Origin of the sequence: Streptococcus mitis (assembly GCF_905187535.1) — a bacterium.
Classification (GTDB): domain Bacteria; phylum Bacillota; class Bacilli; order Lactobacillales; family Streptococcaceae; genus Streptococcus; species Streptococcus mitis_BS.
Genome location: NZ_CAJJIE010000060.1, coordinates 276614 through 293351, shown reverse-complemented (window position 1 = coordinate 293351; position 16738 = coordinate 276614). Strand labels below are relative to the sequence as shown.

17 protein-coding genes and 1 pseudogene are annotated in these 16738 nt (G+C 41.8%); all 18 read right to left on the bottom strand.

The genetic code is table 11. From position 1 onward, the window contains the following. Positions 1 to 69: 69 nt before the first annotated feature. The 18 genes and pseudogenes from JQ841_RS08545 to JQ841_RS08460 all read right to left on the bottom strand — a co-directional run bounded on the left by JQ841_RS08545 (position 70) and on the right by JQ841_RS08460 (position 16737). Positions 70 to 1545 (bottom strand): PTS galactitol transporter subunit IIC, encoded by a 1476-nt coding sequence (locus JQ841_RS08545; RefSeq protein ID WP_084924488.1) that lies wholly within the window; start codon positions 1543 to 1545, stop codon positions 70 to 72. A gap of 47 nt (positions 1546 to 1592) precedes the next feature. Beyond that, positions 1593 to 1898: a PTS sugar transporter subunit IIB gene (locus tag JQ841_RS08540; protein ID WP_000590547.1), complete on the bottom strand. Its 306-nt coding sequence runs from the start codon at positions 1896 to 1898 to the stop codon at positions 1593 to 1595. A 38-nt stretch (positions 1899 to 1936) separates the two neighbouring features. Beyond that, entirely contained in the window at positions 1937 to 2413 is a 477-nt protein-coding gene (locus JQ841_RS08535) for a PTS sugar transporter subunit IIA (protein WP_000521974.1), read from the bottom strand. 261 nt (positions 2414 to 2674) lie between these two features. Further along, entirely contained in the window at positions 2675 to 4498 is a 1824-nt protein-coding gene (gene lepA, locus JQ841_RS08530; RefSeq protein WP_001047207.1) for a translation elongation factor 4, read from the bottom strand. Between the two features lie 78 nt (positions 4499 to 4576). Beyond that, positions 4577 to 5305, bottom strand: coding sequence for a metallophosphoesterase family protein (locus JQ841_RS08525; RefSeq protein ID WP_203180656.1), 729 nt, complete (start codon positions 5303 to 5305; stop codon positions 4577 to 4579). Between the two features lies 1 nt (position 5306). Next, entirely contained in the window at positions 5307 to 6974 is a 1668-nt protein-coding gene (gene recN / locus JQ841_RS08520) for a DNA repair protein RecN (RefSeq protein WP_004254547.1), read from the bottom strand. A 6-nt stretch (positions 6975 to 6980) separates the two neighbouring features. Continuing rightward, positions 6981 to 7412, bottom strand: a complete 432-nt coding sequence (locus JQ841_RS08515) for an arginine repressor (protein WP_001034401.1) — start codon at positions 7410 to 7412, stop codon at positions 6981 to 6983. Continuing rightward, on the bottom strand, positions 7405 to 8220 hold the full coding sequence (locus JQ841_RS08510) for a TlyA family RNA methyltransferase (RefSeq protein ID WP_203180655.1): 816 nt from the start codon (positions 8218 to 8220) through the stop codon (positions 7405 to 7407). The genes JQ841_RS08515 and JQ841_RS08510 overlap by 8 nt, the downstream gene beginning before the upstream one ends. Then, the gene (locus tag JQ841_RS08505) at positions 8213 to 9088 is read right to left on the bottom strand and encodes a polyprenyl synthetase family protein (protein WP_064276218.1); all 876 of its coding nucleotides are present in this window, start codon (positions 9086 to 9088) and stop codon (positions 8213 to 8215) included. The genes JQ841_RS08510 and JQ841_RS08505 overlap by 8 nt, the downstream gene beginning before the upstream one ends. Continuing rightward, on the bottom strand, positions 9085 to 9297 hold the full coding sequence (locus tag JQ841_RS08500) for an exodeoxyribonuclease VII small subunit (protein ID WP_203180654.1): 213 nt from the start codon (positions 9295 to 9297) through the stop codon (positions 9085 to 9087). The genes JQ841_RS08505 and JQ841_RS08500 overlap by 4 nt, the downstream gene beginning before the upstream one ends. Further along, complete coding sequence (gene xseA / locus JQ841_RS08495) at positions 9275 to 10615, bottom strand: exodeoxyribonuclease VII large subunit (RefSeq protein WP_049543563.1); 1341 nt, start codon at positions 10613 to 10615, stop codon at positions 9275 to 9277. Before xseA ends, JQ841_RS08500 begins: the two co-directional genes overlap by 23 nt. A 127-nt stretch (positions 10616 to 10742) precedes the next feature. Further along, the gene (gene udk / locus JQ841_RS08490; RefSeq protein ID WP_001181376.1) at positions 10743 to 11381 is read right to left on the bottom strand and encodes a uridine kinase; all 639 of its coding nucleotides are present in this window, start codon (positions 11379 to 11381) and stop codon (positions 10743 to 10745) included. Positions 11382 to 11490: 109 nt separating this feature from the next. Then, on the bottom strand, positions 11491 to 12369 hold the full coding sequence (truB, locus tag JQ841_RS08485; protein WP_203180653.1) for a tRNA pseudouridine(55) synthase TruB: 879 nt from the start codon (positions 12367 to 12369) through the stop codon (positions 11491 to 11493). Positions 12370 to 12441: 72 nt separating this feature from the next. Then, positions 12442 to 12657 (bottom strand): annotated as a pseudogene (locus tag JQ841_RS08480) (alpha/beta fold hydrolase); the annotation flags it as partial. Between the two features lie 31 nt (positions 12658 to 12688). Next, positions 12689 to 13132 (bottom strand): GNAT family N-acetyltransferase, encoded by a 444-nt coding sequence (locus tag JQ841_RS08475; protein ID WP_203180652.1) that lies wholly within the window; start codon positions 13130 to 13132, stop codon positions 12689 to 12691. Positions 13133 to 13141: 9 nt separating this feature from the next. Then, on the bottom strand, positions 13142 to 14416 hold the full coding sequence (locus JQ841_RS08470; RefSeq protein ID WP_203180651.1) for a DUF2130 domain-containing protein: 1275 nt from the start codon (positions 14414 to 14416) through the stop codon (positions 13142 to 13144). Positions 14417 to 14511: 95 nt separating this feature from the next. Then, a complete protein-coding gene (locus JQ841_RS08465; protein WP_203180650.1) occupies positions 14512 to 15792 on the bottom strand; it encodes an O-acetylhomoserine aminocarboxypropyltransferase/cysteine synthase family protein in 1281 nt (426 codons plus the stop codon). A 147-nt stretch (positions 15793 to 15939) separates the two neighbouring features. Beyond that, positions 15940 to 16737 carry a formate/nitrite transporter family protein gene (locus JQ841_RS08460; RefSeq protein WP_049499380.1) on the bottom strand — a complete coding sequence of 266 codons (798 nt, stop codon included), beginning with the start codon at positions 16735 to 16737 and terminating at the stop codon, positions 15940 to 15942. Position 16738 lies beyond the last annotated feature (1 nt).

Below are 16738 nucleotides of genomic sequence, written 5' to 3'. Positions count from 1 at the left end.
AAACTAGGCTGTCACTCCTAATGGATGTCGACAACCTAGCTTTAACAATTTACATTTTATAGGAGCGCATTATTTTGCTTTTGCTGCGTACTCTTCGTTACGTTTGATCATTTGTTTTCTGTACCATGCAAAGATACCGATATAGAATACAAGGAAGACTACAGCACCAAGGATTGCTTTGATATCACCAGTTGTAGTGTTACCAATTGTCCAACCAAGAAGTTTTTCGATTGGTCCTTCAAGAGTTGAGTGAGTAATCAATTGAGTTTGGCTCACACCTTCTGGGAATGCACCTACACCTTTAGCAAGTTCTGTTGCAAATGGAGCGATAAGTGTACCTGAAAGAAGGAAGAGTGGCAACAAGAGTGTTCCGAAGATAATCATACGGAGCAATTTACCACGTGTTACAACCAAGAGAGCTGGAGTAACACCCATAGCGATGATACCTGCAAGTGGCAAGATACCATTTCCGACGTTTGAAAGAAGCACAGCTTCAACCAACATGATTGGTGCAAGTACGTTTGCACAAGCCCAAACTTCAGCACGACCAGCGATGAAAGGCCAGTCAAGACCGATGTTGAATTTACGTCCTTGAAGACGTTTAGTAGCAACGTTTGTAATACCTTGTGAAAGTGGCTCTACGGCAGCGATGAACCATGAACCGATAAGTGAGAAGAGTTCCAAAGACACACCAGCTGTCAAACCAAGAGACAACCAACCTTTAATAACTAATTGCCAGTTTGCTGCATCTTCTACGCCAGCAACTGGATGTGGAGTACCCATCAAACCGATAACGATACCAAGGATGAAACCGATGAAGAATTTAGATCCCCAGAAACCGATTTTCTTGTTCAATTTAGCAGCATCAAAGTCATATTTATCAAGACCTGGGAAGAATTTTTCAAAAATCTTATCCAAAACCATGATAACTGGGTTCATCATGTAGTTCATGTGAGTTGAAGTCATTGGTGATGAACTTGGTGCGTTAAGAAGGTCATCAAATGTAGGTTTCATCAAATCAGAGTTGATGATTTTAAGAACACCTACAAGGACAACTGCTGCAGTGGCGATGAAGAGTGAAACCCCTTGGCTTACACCGTTGTTGTCTGCATACCATTTAATCAAAAGACCTGTGATAGACAAGTGCCAGATATCGAAGATATCAACGTCAAGTGTATCAGTTTTCTTCATAGCAAGCATCACTACGTTGACAATCAACATGATGAGCAAGAAGTAAAGTGTCCAAGCAGATCCCCAAGTGATTGTAGCAAGTGGTGCCCAACCAACGTCAGTGATGTTCAATTGAATACCAGTATTTTCAACGAATTTTGCAAGTGATGCTGAGAAAGCACCATTCAGCATACCGATGATAGCACCGATACCAGTAAGAGCGATGGCAAGTTTGATACCACCTTCAAGTGCTTTGGAGAATTTCACTCCAAAAAGTAGAGCCAATACTGTCAAAATGATCAGCATGATGATTGGCCCACCCATATCCAAGATAGGTTTGAACAGCTTATTGGCTAGTTCGATAATGACATCCATAATAGTTCCTCCCTTTTTATAGTTATATGAATGTTAACAAATTAAAATTAGCTTAACCCGTGTTCTTTGATAGCTGCTTCAATATTATCAAATACTGGAGCACTCATTGCTGGGATACGGAATAAGATTGGTCCAGCTTCGATAACTGGAATACCTGGGTCAAAACCAAGATCTGTTGCAGCAATTGGTGTAAAAATGTCATAACCTTTGATAAGGTCTTCATTAACGTCTTTTACCATAACTGCATCACAGTGAACATCAAAACCGCGGTTTGAAAGTTCTTCTTCAAGAGCACTTTTAATTTGGTGGCTTGAGTTAACACCTGCACCGCAGGCAGCAAGAATTTTAATCATATGGATTTCCTCCGATTTAATATTTTTAATAGACAAGATTAAGCAATTGCTTCAGCAATATAAGCATAGAGGGCTTCTGGTTCAGAAATTTTTGATAGGTCTTCAAGATGACCATTTCCAGTAAAGAAGTCCATCAACTGAGCAAGAATGTTCGTTTGGCTTGAACTTGAGTTATTAATGATAAAGAAGAGCAAGGATACTTCTACTTCCTTATCTGGCGCAATCATATTGTGGAAAGTCACTGGTTTTTCTAATCGAACGACCACAACTTTTTCGGCTAGATTATGAACAATATCTGTATGAGGAATAGCCACATTCGGCAAATCCTTACCCAAAAATTCCATATCTAAGCCAGTTGGAAATGACTTTTCACGCGTGATCAAGGCTTCACGATAAGTTGGAGTTACAATTTCTCGTTCTTCCAATAAAGTTGCAACCTGATCAAAGAGATGTTCTTGATTATCCGCTTCTAAGCAAAACACAAGGTTTTTGTCAAAGAAATGATCTAATCCCATAAGGTTTTCCCTTCTTTCCATTAACTTTATGCTATAAGTATAACACTATATGAAACCGTTGTCAATATTTTTTGTTGTTTTTTGTCCTTTTTTTGATTATTTTGTTTATTTTTTATCTTTACAATCAAAACAAACATTTAAAACAAACACTTTGGATGATTTAATCCTATTATAAATGCAAAAAAACAGGCCTATTTAAGCCTGTTTTACTATTGATTCTTATGTAAATTTCCTGTGAACAAGAAAAACAATTATGATAACTTATTCTTCATCCATACTCAAGACGCTGAGGAAGGCTTCTTGCGGAACTTCTACTGATCCGATAGCTTTCATACGTTTCTTACCAGCTTTTTGTTTTTCAAGGAGTTTGCGTTTACGAGAAACGTCACCACCGTAACACTTAGCAAGTACGTTCTTACGAAGGGCCTTGATATCAGTACGAGCGACAATCTTGTGTCCAATAGCTGCTTGGATTGGCACCTCAAATTGTTGGCGAGGGATGATCTTCTTGAGCTTATCAACGATGAGTTTCCCACGTTCGTAGGCAAAATCCTTGTGAACGATAAAGCTGAGGGCGTCCACCTTGTCTCCATTGAGAAGAATATCCATTTTGACCAGCTTAGATGGGCGGTACTCTGACAATTCATAGTCAAAGCTTGCATAACCGCGAGTTGAAGACTTAAGCTTATCAAAGAAGTCAAAGACGATCTCCGCAAGAGGAATTTGATAGATAACATTGACACGGTTATCATCAATATAGTCCATAGTCACAAAGTCACCACGCTTGCGCTGAGCTAGCTCCATTACAGCTCCTACGAACTCCTGTGGTACCATGATTTGCGCCTTAACATAAGGCTCTTCAATGGTCGCAATCTTGGTAGGATCTGGGAACTCAGATGGGTTAGATACATCCATAGACTCACCGTCGGTCAAGTTAACCTTATAGATAACAGATGGAGCTGTCATGATGAGGTCAATGTTGAACTCACGTTCCAAACGCTCTTGGATAACATCCATATGGAGAAGTCCAAGGAAACCACAACGGAAACCAAATCCAAGTGCCTGAGATGTTTCTGGTTCAAACTGAAGACTAGCATCATTCAGTTGCAATTTTTCAAGGGCTTCACGTAGGTCATTGTACTTGTTTGACTCGATAGGATATAGCCCCGCAAAGACCATAGGATTCATCTGCTTGTAGCCATGTAATGGCTCTGCTGCAGGATTGGTTGCCAAGGTAACAGTATCACCCACACGAGTGTCCTGAACCGTCTTGATAGAAGCAGCAATATAACCAACGTCCCCAGTCGCAAGGAAATCACGACCAACTGCTTTGGGTGTAAATATACCGACTTCGGTCACATCAAAGGTCTTGCCATTGCTCATAAGCTGAATCTTATCGCCAGGTTTAACCACCCCATCCATGACACGCACTTGAAGAATAACTCCACGGTAAGCATCATAAACAGAGTCGAAAATCAAGGCCTTAAGTGGTGCCGTCACATCACCTGTTGGCGCTGGCACTTTTTCTACGATTTGCTCTAGAATTTCTTCGATGCCAATACCAGCCTTAGCAGAAGCCAAAACTGCTTCACTGGCATCCAAACCAATGACATCCTCAATCTCAGTACGCACGCGCTCAGGATCTGCAGCTGGCAGGTCAATTTTATTAATGACTGGCATGATTTCCAAATCATTGTCCAAGGCCAGATAAACGTTGGCAAGGGTTTGGGCCTCAATCCCTTGGGCAGCATCGACGACCAAAATCGCTCCCTCACAGGCAGCTAGCGAACGTGAAACTTCATAGGTGAAGTCTACGTGCCCCGGCGTGTCAATCAAGTGGAAAATATAAGTTTCCCCATCTTTTGCAGTATAATTCAGCTCGATGGCATTCAACTTAATGGTAATCCCACGTTCTCGTTCTAGATCCATGCTGTCCAAAAGTTGAGCTTGCATTTCACGGCTTGAAACGGTCTCAGTCTTTTCCAAAATGCGGTCTGCTAGAGTTGATTTCCCGTGGTCAATATGGGCGATAATAGAGAAGTTACGGATCTTCTCCTGTCGTTTTTTCAATTCTTCTAAGTTCATGATTCTCTTCCTTTCAGGGTATCTATTTATTATAAATTGTTTTTGACATTTTGACAAGACTATACCCTGCTAGGAGTACTAATCTTCAGCAACAAAGCCGTCATTTTCGATAAAGTGGTGTTCTGTCATTCCTTGGTCTGTAAAGACAATCCCATGAAGGACACCACCATAAACAGCTCCTCCATCCATTCCAATCTTGCCATCTTCTGTAGTCCAAAGCTCAGCAGTACCACGCTCTTGCTTTAACAAACCATAAACCGGTGTATGGCCAAAGACAATGATTTTTCCAGTATGATTTTCTGCTTCGTGGAATGGTTTTCTAAGCCAGACTTTCTTGTAATCTGTGGTTTCATGCCAGTCATCTAAGGTTAAATCAATGCCTGCGTGAACAAAGATATACTTGTCTGTCTCTACCACAAATGGCATTTGACGAATAAATTCGACCAAGTCTGCTGCTTCAGTAGCAACACGCTTGGCATCCTCAACTCCATCAACCGGTGCATTCAAGGGACGACCTAGGATAGAGTTAATGGTTGTATCTCCACCATTACGGCGATAGTGATCATAGCTTTCTTCTGGATCATCGAGCCATGTCAAAAACATATACTCGTGGTTTCCTGATAAACAGATAGCCCCTTGATTGTCCACTAAGTCCTTAACCATTTCAAGAACACGGCGACTATCCTCACCGCGGTCAATCAAGTCTCCTAGAAAGAGCAACTGGGTCTGACCATCCCATGTTTTGAGAAGGTCTTCCAGCATCCCAGATTTTCCGTGAACATCTCCAATTACATAATAGTCTGTCATCTTATTTCTCCCTGTTTCTCAACAATTCCCTAGCTTGTGTCAGGGCTGCTTCCGTCACATCATCACCTGCTAACATCTTAGCAACTTCTTCCACTCGCTCTTCGACCGTCAAGAGACGAACAGTCGAAACCGTTGAATGGTCATTGCTAATCTTCTCAATAAAGAATTGATAATCCGCAATCGCAATCACTTGTGGCAAATGGGAAATAGCCAGAACCTGACCATGCTGGCCAATCTTGTGAATCTTCTGTGCAATAGCCTGAGCTACACGGCCTGAAACTCCTGTATCCACCTCATCAAAGACTATGCTGGTCTTGCCTTCTTTACGTGAAAAGGCAGACTTAATAGCTAGCATGAGACGAGATAATTCCCCACCAGATGCAACCTTAACCAAGGGTTTAAAGTCTTCACCAGGGTTGGTTGAAATATAAAACTCAACCATTTCATTTCCCTCACGACTGAATTTTCCTTTGCTAAAACGAACCTGAAACTGGGCTTTTTCCATGTAGAGGTCTTGCAGTTCTTGTTTAATCTCAGCTTCAAGCTGCTGAGCCAAGTCATGACGAGCAGAGGCAAGCTGACCTGCCAAATCGACAAGATTAACTTCCAATTTCTTGAGCTCTGCTTCCATGTCCTCAGATGAAAGATTATTGCCTGTCAAGAGATTATATTCTTCCGTAATCTTGGCAAAATAAAGCAAAACATCGTCTACAGTCCCACCATACTTGCGGGTAATAGTATGAAGGAGGTCCAAACGATTCTCAACCTGCATGAGACGATTGCCATCAAAATCTAGCTCCTCAATGATAGCTTCTAAACGTTTGCTAATGTCTTCTAAGACATAGTAGGTCTCAGACAAAGAGCTTGAAATTTCACGGTATTCAGGATCGTACTCTTCGACACTTTCCATGTCATTCATGGCTGAACGAACATTGGCCAGACTTGAAAAGTCTTCATTGTCCAACATACTATAGGCATTAGTCAGTGTATCCGCAATATTTTTATGATTGAGAAGTTTATCACGCTCTTGATTGAGAGCCAGATCTTCTCCAGCCTGCAAGTTTGCTGCCTCAATCTCTGCCATTTGAAATTCTAACATTTCGATACGTGCCTTGTGTTCCTGTTGGTTTTTCTTGACTTCCAGAACCTGCTTACGCATTTTACGGTAGGCATCAAAACTCGTTTGATAGGTTTCTTTCAAGGCCCAAAAGGCTGTATCACCAAATTCATCCAACATCTGGATATGCAGTTGGGGACGCATTAACTCCTCTTGATCATGCTGACCATGTATATCCACAAGATGTTGCCCAATAGCACGCAAAACAGACAGATTGACCATCTGGCCATTCACACGGCTGATACTACGACCATTTTGCAAGATTTCCCGACGGATGATAATCTCATCACCCATTTCCAAACCTTGCTCATCAAAAATTTCCTGTAAAAGGCGACTATTCTCAACTGAGAAAAGCCCCTCTATCTCTGCCTTTGGCGCACCATGACGAATAACATCTGTCGTCGCACGAGCTCCCAACATCATATTCATGGCATCAATGATAATCGACTTCCCTGCACCTGTTTCACCAGTCAGGACAGTCATCCCCTTTTCAAAATTGAGGGAAATAGCCTCAATAATGGCAAAGTTTTTTATCGAAATTTCAAGTAACATATAGACCTACCAATTTTTTACTTGTTCAAAGATTTCCTCAGCTAGACTTTCACTTCTGGCAATGACTAAAATCGAGCTATCATCAGCCAAACAGCTGAAAATCTTGTCCGCAAAAGTCTCGGTTAACTGAGCTTTTACAAAAGCTGTATTTCCTGGAATAACTTGGAGATTAATCATCTTATCCATCAATTCAGCTGACTCAATATTGTCTTCAGCCAGTTGTAAACTTTTTACGATTGATTTTGGCAATTCATAGACATAGGTGTTGTCTCTCAAAGGAATTTTGACAATACCTAGCTCTTTGATATCTCGGGATACCGTTGCTTGAGTGGCAGTAATGCCAGCTTCTTTCAAATGTTCTACGATTTCTTCTTGTGTACCGATTTGATAATCTGTCACAAATCGTCTAATTTTTTCAAGTCTCTCTTTTTTATTCATTTTTAAATTGACTATGCGCCCTCTCTACTACTTCTTCAATCTCAGCAAGAACCTGATTGCTTGCTGACTCTTCTTTTTTCAAATACGCTAAAAATTCAATATTTCCATGCCCACCTTGGATGGGAGAAAAGTCCAAACCAAGGACTGAAAAACCTTCCTCTACTGCCATAGCTGTTACAGATTCAAGGACTTTCTGATGGACCTTGGCATCGCGAATAATTCCATTTTTCCCAATCTGCTCACGTCCTGCTTCAAACTGAGGCTTAACTAGAGCCACAACCTGACCTTGAGCTGCCAAGACTCGATGCAAGGCCGGAAGGATCAGACTGAGAGAAATGAAACTCACATCAATGCTGGCAAAGCTCGGTTCCTTTTCGAAATCAGTCTTTTCTGCATAGCGGAAATTGAACTGCTCCATGCTGACTACTCTTGGGTCTTGACGTAGTTTCCAAGCCAATTGATTGGTACCGACATCGACTGCAAAGACCAACTCAGCACCATTTTGCAGCATAACATCGGTAAATCCTCCAGTAGAGGCTCCAATATCAAGCGTGGTCGCGCCATCAACTGACAAATCAAAGACCTGCAAGGCCTTTTCCAGTTTCAAGCCACCACGACTAACATACTTGAGCTTCTCGCCCTTGAGTTTTAGCTCGGTGTCATCGGGAATTTTCTCTCCTGGTTTGTCAAACCGTTCTCCATTCAGGACTGCTACCACTAGACCAGCCATTACACCGCGTTTGGACTGCTCTCTCGTTTCAAACAAGCCCTGTTTATAAGCTAGTACATCCACTCTTTCCTTAGCCATTGATTCTCAAACTTTCTACTACTTTTACAATCGATTCTGTTTCAAAAGGAACTTGCTGGGCAATTTCTTCTAATTTGGCATTAGCTTGATCCAAGGTTTGGTTACAAAAGTCAATTGCCTCTTCCAAACCCAACAAGGCTGGATAGGTTGATTTTTCTGCCTGTAGGTCCTTTTGAGGTGTCTTGCCGATTTCCTCAAAACTAGCGGTCACATCCAGTACGTCATCTCGAACTTGAAAAGCAAGCCCAATCAATTCACCTACAGTTTTAAGTTTTGCCTGCATCTCAGGTACCAATTCGGCTATAATGGCTGCAGCTTGGAAGGGATAGGCTAGTAGTTTTCCAGTCTTATTAGCATGAATAGTCTGGAGTTCTTCCAAAGACAAAAGCTGGTGTTCGCCCTCCATGTCCAAAACTTGCCCTGCTACCATACCCAGACTCCCTGAAGCAAGAGATAAGTTGGCAATCAAGTCCACCTTAATCTGACTTGGCAAATCTGCCTGCGCTATCAGGGCATAAGGATCTAGGAATAAAGCATCTCCTGCCAAAATTGCCATAGCTTCACCAAATTTCTTGTGATTGGTCAAACGCCCTCGGCGATAATCATCATCATCCATAGCTGGAAGATCATCATGAATCAAGCTCCCTGTATGAATCATTTCCAAGGCCGCAGCCACCTGCGCGTGAGCAGGTTTAATAGCGACCTGCAAGGCTTCCAGAACTTCTAACAGAAGAAAAGGTCGAATACGCTTGCCACCAGCATGAATGGAATAGAGAACAGACTCACGCAAACTAGAGGCAAACTGCTGGTCTCCATAAAAGTCTTCCAAAGCCGACTCAACAAGAGCTAATTTTTCTTGCTTTTTCATTCAAAATTACTTTCTGTTCCGTCTTCTTGCATGACCTTGACCAAGGTCTTTTCAGCCTTGTCCAGCGTTACTTGGAGTTCTTTAGACAAGACCATCCCCTTTTGAAAGGCAGCAATCGCATCTTCCAGAGCAATTTCACCATTTTCCAAACTTTGGACGATGGTTTCCAGTTCTGCTAGATTTTCCTCAAATTTCTTTTGTTTTGACATCTTTAACCTCTAATTCTACTCGACCATCTCGCATCAAAAGCGTCACCTGGTCTTTTTTCTTCAAACTCTCAACCGAATCCACAACTGACTCTTCTTTTTTGACAATAGCATAACCACGCGCCACGATTCGACTGGTATCCAACATCAGCAAGGCTTCTGAAAGTCGCTTCACTTCAGCAACCTTGGCGTCATAAACCAGCGCCATTTGGCTACGTAGGAGCTTATCCAATTGTACAAGCCGATCCTGATAACGTTGGATTTTAGTAACAGGCGATAATTGGACTAGTCGATGCGTCCTTGCTTGTACTATCTGTTTGTTATCAGAAATCCGTGTTCGCAAACTTTGTTTCAAACGCAATTGCAGTTGATCCAAGCGTTGCAAATAACCATCATACAAGCGCTCTGGTTGTCTAAAAATAACAGACTGACTGCATTTTTTCAAAGCTTCTTGTTTCTTAGATAGGACATTTCGGACTGCTGTTGCCATCCGTTTTTCCTGATTTTGCAAATGAGCTAATAGATCCAACTTGGTCACAGGCGTTGCCAGTTCAGCTGCAGCTGTTGGAGTCGCAGCCCTTCTATCTGCCACAAAATCCGCCAAGGTCACATCTGTCTCATGCCCCACACTAGAAATAACTGGCAGACGAGATTCAAAAATAGCCCGCACCACAATTTCTTCGTTAAAGGCCCAGAGATCCTCGATGGAACCACCACCACGACCAATAATGAGCAAGTCCAAATCGTCACGTTCATTAGCACGCGAAATATTTCGAGCAATTTCCTCCGCAGCCCCTTCACCTTGAACCTTGGTCGGATAGAGAAGAATGTCCACACCTGGAAATCGCCTGCTGACAGTCGTGATAATATCTCGAATAACGGCTCCACTGCGACTGGTTACTACACCTATTCTCTTAGAAAATTGGGGCAGAGGTTGCTTGAACCTCTCTTGAAACAGGCCTTCTTCTGTCAATTTTTTCTTGAGTTGCTCAAACTGAATCGCAAGCGCACCAACCCCATCAGGCTCTGCCTTTTCAATGATGATGGAGTAGCTACCACTTGGTTCGTAGACCTGTACACGCCCAATCACATTGATTTTCATCCCTTCTTCCAGGTCGAAGCCTAATTTCTGATAAATTCCAGACCAGATGGTCGCTTGAATAACTGCATGGTCATCCTTTAGGGAGAAATATTGGTGAGTAGGTCGTTTACGAAAGTTGGAAACTTGACCAGTTAAATAGACCCGTTCCAAGTAAGGGTCTTTATCGAATTTCATTTTCAGATACTTGGTCAAAGTTGTTACCGATAAATACTTTTCCATCTCCACCTACTATTCATTTTTTTGCTCTTTCATGGGTATTATTATACCAAAAATATGCCTAAAAATCTCCATTTATGTACCATTATGAAGGAAAAATAGAAAAAGGAGGCAAGGCCTCCACTTCTGTTTATTTACTATTTCTAGCTTCTTCCAAAATCTTTGCAATCTTGGTCGTCAACAGGTCGATAGCAACTGTATTGCTGACTCCCTCAGGAATGACGATATCAGCATAACGCTTGGTTGGCTCGATAAACTGGTGGTACATGGGTTTGACCACACCTAGATACTGGTCAATAACGCTATCAAGGCTACGGCCACGCTCCTCCATATCACGCTTGATACGCCGAATAATACGCACATCATCATCTGTATCCACAAAAATCTTGATATCCATCAAATCGCGCAGGCGCTTGTCCTCCAAGACCAAAATCCCCTCAACGATAAAGACATCTTGAGGCTCCTGACGATAGGTCTTGCTACTTCGTGTATGCTCTGTATAGTCATAAGTCGGGATGTCCACCGGACGCCCTGCCAACAATTCCTTAATCTGCTCAATCATCAAGTCTGTATCAAAGGCAAAAGGATGGTCGTAGTTGGTTTTGACACGCTCTTCAAAGGTCAAATGAGACTGATCCTTGTAGTATGAATCATGCTCAATCATGGAAATCTTTTCATCAGGAAAATGCGATAAAATGGCTCTTGAAACACTGGTTTTACCACCACCAGAACCACCTGTCACTCCGATAATGATTGGTCTATTTTGCATGCTATCCTCCGTTTTTTTATCCGTCGTCTATTCTATCACATTTTTGGGGAAATTTATAGTCTGATTTGGATAGTCTAGGGGAAACAACACTCCCCACACCCCAGTTAGACTAGCTAAAAACCTTTCGTGGTTTGTAGAGATTGCCTCGTTTTTCTAGAATGGCTAGCAATTTATTATCTTCAAAGGCAGCTAATTCTTGTTCTGTTTGTTCGAGCTCTATAAAACGACCAAAGCGTACTTCTGTAGCCTCTTCTTGAGTTAGGAAAACTTTGACAAGGTCGCCTGTCCCAATCTCTAGAGGATGAAGAAAGTCCAATTTACCAGCCTCCACTTTTTCAGCAATTTCTTCCAGGGTAAGAGCATCTTCTAGTTGCAAACCAGCTGCACTAGTCCGTGTCAGATGTGACATATGAGCCGCATAGCCCAATTTTTCTCCCAAGTCAACCGATAAGGTACGGATGTAAGTCCCCTTACTGCATTTCACACGAAAGGTAAAACGTGCAAGATGACCCTCATAAGAAATCGGACTTGTCCGATCAAATTGATAAATGTTCACCTGACGTTCTGGACGCTCCACTTCTTGGCCAGCTCGCGCATACTCATAAAGCTTACGACCATTGACCTTGACAGCCGAATACATAGGCGGAATCTGAATAATAGGTCCTGTCAGACTGGCAATTGCTTCATCAACAAGCTTTTCATCCAAGTGCGACAAAACATGCGTCTCTGCAACCACTTCCCCACTGGCATCCTCTGTCGTCGTTGAATAGCCAAGAGTGATTTCCCCCTCATAGACCTTGCCCTCATCCTGCATGAACTCGACCATGCGGGTTGCCTTGCCAACTGCAATAGGCAAAACACCCACCACATCCGGATCCAAGGTCCCACCATGACCAATTTTCTTGGTTCCCAAAATCTTACGCAGTTTAAAAACCGCATCATGCGAGGTCATCCCCGCTTCTTTTTTTAAGTTGATAATACCGTTCATTCATTAACTTTCTAAAAATACTAAAACTCTCTTTTGAAAATTCTTACTCTGTTCATAAAGTGCATGGCTGCACTCTGGCAACTTATTGATGCGACTAAAAACATAAACTTTATAAACCTTGACCAATTCTCGGTAAGTTAAAGCTAGCATTTGTGCCATGCCCCTAACTGTCTGTAATCCATCCCCCAACCCTGGTATGATAACGAGAGACTTCTTTCCTTTACCAAAGGCCAGATAATCCATGCCCTTGTCGTTAAAATATAAGTTTTTCCCTTTTGTTGAAGATATTACTTCGTTCCCTCTACTATTTTTTCATGATTTATCTATGTTGAGTTTTTAAATGCAAGGCAAAGCCGGCAGTCACTTTTTCAAATCCAACTGCCTGATAAAACTGATGTGCAGCATTTCGTTCAGCGGTTAATCCACTATTTAGAGCCAGTGCCTCAACTCCTTCTTTTACCGCTTGTTTTTTCAATGCATCGATTAGCATACTAGCAATTCCTTGTCGTCTTGTTTCTTTTGCAACTGACAAAGCTAAAATACGATAGTAAGATCCATCTGCTTCAAAAAAGAAGAGCTTCGCATAACCTAAGAAACCTAAAATTTCTCCGTTTCTTTCAGCTAGAAGACAGCCATAATGTGGTTGAGAAAGAATCATTTCTAAACGTCGAGACAGTTTAGAAGCGGTCGTTGGATAGCCCAAGTCTTCGTATAGAGACAGTAGTGCTTCAGCATCTTTCATTGTTGCTTTTCGTATCTGCATAGGATCCTCCTATTCCCCCTTCAATGCTTCAAACTTCGCTTTCATAGTTGGGTTTTTCCGAGTCAATTTTTTGACGGAAACATCTTCCAGCTTGTTGTTAGCTAGACGGAGTTGGTTTTCAGATGTTGTCAGGAACTTCTTAACCTCTTCCATGCGCTTAATTGCCTTGTCGATTTCATCAATTGCCTTACCAAAGTTGGTCGAAGCTGAGTTGTAGTTCTTGGCAAAGGCTAGCTTAAAGGCATCCAAGTCCTCTTCAAAATGCGTAATGTCAATATTTTGCTCCCGAACTAAGGCCAACTCCTGCTTGTATTTCAAAGAATTAAGCGCCGCATTACGCAAGAGTCCAATCAGCTGGATAAAGAATTGAGGACGAACCACATACATCTTTTCATACTCGTGGCTGACATCAACAATCCCTGTGTTAAAGTAGTCGTTATCAGCCTCAAGCATAGTCACCAAAACTGCATACTCACAGTTCTTTTCACGACGGTCCTTGTCCAATTCCTTGTAAAAATCTGCATTCTTGTGCTTCTTCTCTGTTCCATCTGCTTCATTTTTCATCTCAAACATAATGGAAATGATTTCAACACCATTTTCATCACTCTCACGGAAGATAAAGTCCCCCTTAGACCCACGCGCAGAAACCTTGTTATCCTTTTCAAAGTAAGCATTTGGAAAGGCGAAACTACGGACCTTGTTAAACTCACTTTCCGCATACTGTTCCAGACTTTCCCCGATAGCTTTTGTAGATTGTTGAGCTTTGAAATTCTTGTAAAATTCGACTTGTTCACTGGCTGCTTTAAGCTGGGCTTCATAGTTTTGTTTAACAGAAGCAAGAGAAAGCTCGTTTTCTTTTTCTTGTAAAAGAAGCTGATTTTTGACCTGATCTCGTTCTTTTTCTAGGTCAGAAAGGGTCTTTTGCAGTTGATTTTCATGCTCTAAACGCAAGGTAGCTAATTTGTTTTCCAAGGCCTGTACTTCCTTGTCCTTAGCCAATAAAGCCTGATGATTTGTCTGTTCAACCTCTTTCTTGGCCAATTCTTTTTCTGTATCAAAGTTTTGGATTTGATTCTGTAATTGCGCAATTTCTTGATCTTTTTGAGCTAGTTTAGTCTGTTGCTCATTCATAGCTTTTTGCTCAGCCAAGGCCAGTTCCTGCTTCATGCGATCGTGCAATTCCTTATCAAACTCTGTCGTTCTCACTTGGGACAGAAGTTCGGCATACTGACTCTCATTTACTGTAAAGACTTCCCCACAATTGGGACATTTGATTTCGTTCATAACGTTCCTCTTTCTAGACTTCTGTAACCATTATATCATGCCTGAGGAAAAATCAAAAACAGCGAGTCGAAACCCACTGTTTATCTTCTTTTTCTTTAAATTTTTTCCAAGGCCAAGCGCAAATCTTCAATCAAATCCTCTACATTTTCAAGACCGATTGACAAACGAATTTGGTTTGGTGTGACACCTGCTGCTTCTAGATCTTTTTCTGACAATTGACCGTGAGTAGTTGTAGCTGGATGGACAACAAGCGATTTAGCATCTGCAACGTTTGCTAGGTCAGAGAAGATTTCTAAATGATCAATTACCTTGCGGGCTTCTGCCTCCCCACCTTTGACATGGAAGGTAAAGATTGATCCCACACCTTTTGGCAAGTATTTCTCCGCCAAAGCATGGTAAGGACTATCAGCCAATTTTGGATAGTTGACTTTTTCTACCTTAGGATGATTTACAAGAAAATCAACAATTTTCTCTGCATTTTGCACATGGCGTTCCACACGAAGTGAAAGCGTTTCAAGTCCTTGGAGCAAGAGAAAGGCATTAAATGGCGACAAGGCTGCACCTGTATCACGAAGCAATTGAACACGGACAGCGATAATAAAGGCTGCTGCACCCACATCCCGAGTATAGCTCAAATTGTGGTAGCTTGGATCTTCCTCAACAAATTGAGGGAATTTCCCTGAAGCCGCCCAGTCAAAACGACCACTATCGACAATCACTCCTCCAATAGTCGTACCATGCCCACCAATAAACTTAGTCGCAGAGTGAATAGCAATATCTACACCGTGAGAGAAAACGTTAATCAAATATGGTGTGGCAAAAGTGTTGTCTGAAACGAGAGGAATCTTGTGTTTATGCGAAATCTCAGCCAATTTTTCCAAGTCAGGAATGTTAATCAAGGGATTCCCCAAGGTTTCAATCAAGACAAGTTTGGTATTGTCACTGATAGCTGCTTCCACTTCCTCCAAATTATCCACATCCACAAAGGTTGTTGTGATTCCATAACGAGGAAGTGTTTCTTTCAAGAGATTGAAGGTTCCGCCGTAAATAGTTGAGGCCGCTACAACATGGTCACCCGCATGGGCAAGAGCCAAAATCGTATAAGTCACTGCAGCCATACCTGATGCTGTTGCAAGAGCTCCAACACCACCTTCGAGAGCTGCAATTCTTTCTTCAAAAGCAGCTGTTGTAGGATTTGTAATACGAGTATAGATATTACCTGGCTTTCTCAAGGCAAACAAATCGGCACCTTCCTGCGTGTCATCAAAAACAAAGGATGTTGTTTGATAAATCGGTACTGCACGAGACTTGGTAGCTGGATCCACAACTTGACCAGCATGCAGTTGCAAAGTTTCAAATTTAAAATCACGAGTCATAGGGCGACCTCCAAATAGTTTGATTAAGGATATTGTAGCACCTTAAGGTATAGTTTACAAATATTAGCTTTCTATATTTTGGTATAATAAATAACTATTACCTTATTTTAAAAATGAAAAAAGCACGACTCAATCGTGCTCATTTTCTTAATCTACATAAGTATCTTCATTTTTATTGAGGAAGGCATATGGAAGACCCATCAAGAGGCCTCCTCCGATAAAGTTTCCAACGAAGGTTACACCCCAGTGGCGAAGCATATTTCCAACACCGAAGTTAGCAATTGAATCAGCAGCAACACTGAATTTTACAATCGCGAAAGAAGCAAAGTTCGCCGCAATGTGTTCGTTTGTTAAGAATACAAACATGTAAATCGCTGACAACACAAGCCAAAGTTTGGCACCACCATCTTTGACCAAAACAAATGAAAGAATGGCAATGTTTACGAAAATATTTGCCAAAATCGCCTCAAGCAAGATTAATTCATTTGAACGGCCTAACTTCATCTCAACAACCCCTGAGATGAAACTATCGTGAGTCAGATGTGCATAGGCTGCTGAGTGGGCAAAGCCCCAACCTGCTATCAAAGCCCCGATAAGGTTGAACAAGGTACAGTAAAGTAAAATCTCAGCTGTTTTTCTCCAAGAGATTTTTTTCAAGAAACTACCAGCAGTCAAGAACATCATGTTTGATGTTACCAACTCGGCATTCAAGAAAACAATGTAGGCCAAGCCCCAAGCAAAGACAAATGGGAAGAGGAAACGTCCACTACCTGGTGCAATTTTATTAATCAAGTCAGCTCCAACTGCACCAGCAGCAGTACTGAAGGTTAAAAATGCACCTGCAAACATAGAACGAATCGCATACTTAAATTTGCTTTGACTATAAAGACTTTCTTTCTTCTTGCAAGCAAATTCAATCTTTGAGATAAATTCTGAAGAAACCATA

Excerpts from the sequence above, each read along its gene's own strand:
- xseA (WP_049543563.1), bottom strand. The coding sequence starts at position 10,615 with ATGGAAAAGTATTTATCGGTAACAACTTTGACCAAGTATCTGAAAATG.
- JQ841_RS08470 (WP_203180651.1), bottom strand. The coding sequence starts at position 14,416 with ATGAACGAAATCAAATGTCCCAATTGTGGGGAAGTCTTTACAGTAAAT.
- JQ841_RS08510 (WP_203180655.1), bottom strand. The coding sequence starts at position 8,220 with ATGGCTAAGGAAAGAGTGGATGTACTAGCTTATAAACAGGGCTTGTTT.
- JQ841_RS08500 (WP_203180654.1), bottom strand. The coding sequence starts at position 9,297 with ATGTCAAAACAAAAGAAATTTGAGGAAAATCTAGCAGAACTGGAAACC.
- JQ841_RS08535 (WP_000521974.1), bottom strand. The coding sequence starts at position 2,413 with ATGGGATTAGATCATTTCTTTGACAAAAACCTTGTGTTTTGCTTAGAA.
- JQ841_RS08545 (WP_084924488.1), bottom strand. The coding sequence starts at position 1,545 with ATGGATGTCATTATCGAACTAGCCAATAAGCTGTTCAAACCTATCTTG.
- JQ841_RS08540 (WP_000590547.1), bottom strand. The coding sequence starts at position 1,898 with ATGATTAAAATTCTTGCTGCCTGCGGTGCAGGTGTTAACTCAAGCCAC.
- JQ841_RS08505 (WP_064276218.1), bottom strand. The coding sequence starts at position 9,088 with ATGAAAAAGCAAGAAAAATTAGCTCTTGTTGAGTCGGCTTTGGAAGAC.
- JQ841_RS08515 (WP_001034401.1), bottom strand. The coding sequence starts at position 7,412 with ATGAATAAAAAAGAGAGACTTGAAAAAATTAGACGATTTGTGACAGAT.
- JQ841_RS08465 (WP_203180650.1), bottom strand. The coding sequence starts at position 15,792 with ATGACTCGTGATTTTAAATTTGAAACTTTGCAACTGCATGCTGGTCAA.
- recN (WP_004254547.1), bottom strand. The coding sequence starts at position 6,974 with ATGTTACTTGAAATTTCGATAAAAAACTTTGCCATTATTGAGGCTATT.
- lepA (WP_001047207.1), bottom strand. The coding sequence starts at position 4,498 with ATGAACTTAGAAGAATTGAAAAAACGACAGGAGAAGATCCGTAACTTC.
- udk (WP_001181376.1), bottom strand. The coding sequence starts at position 11,381 with ATGCAAAATAGACCAATCATTATCGGAGTGACAGGTGGTTCTGGTGGT.
- JQ841_RS08475 (WP_203180652.1), bottom strand. The coding sequence starts at position 13,132 with ATGCAGATACGAAAAGCAACAATGAAAGATGCTGAAGCACTACTGTCT.
- truB (WP_203180653.1), bottom strand. The coding sequence starts at position 12,369 with ATGAACGGTATTATCAACTTAAAAAAAGAAGCGGGGATGACCTCGCAT.
- JQ841_RS08525 (WP_203180656.1), bottom strand. The coding sequence starts at position 5,305 with ATGACAGACTATTATGTAATTGGAGATGTTCACGGAAAATCTGGGATG.
- JQ841_RS08460 (WP_049499380.1), bottom strand. The coding sequence starts at position 16,737 with ATGGTTTCTTCAGAATTTATCTCAAAGATTGAATTTGCTTGCAAGAAG.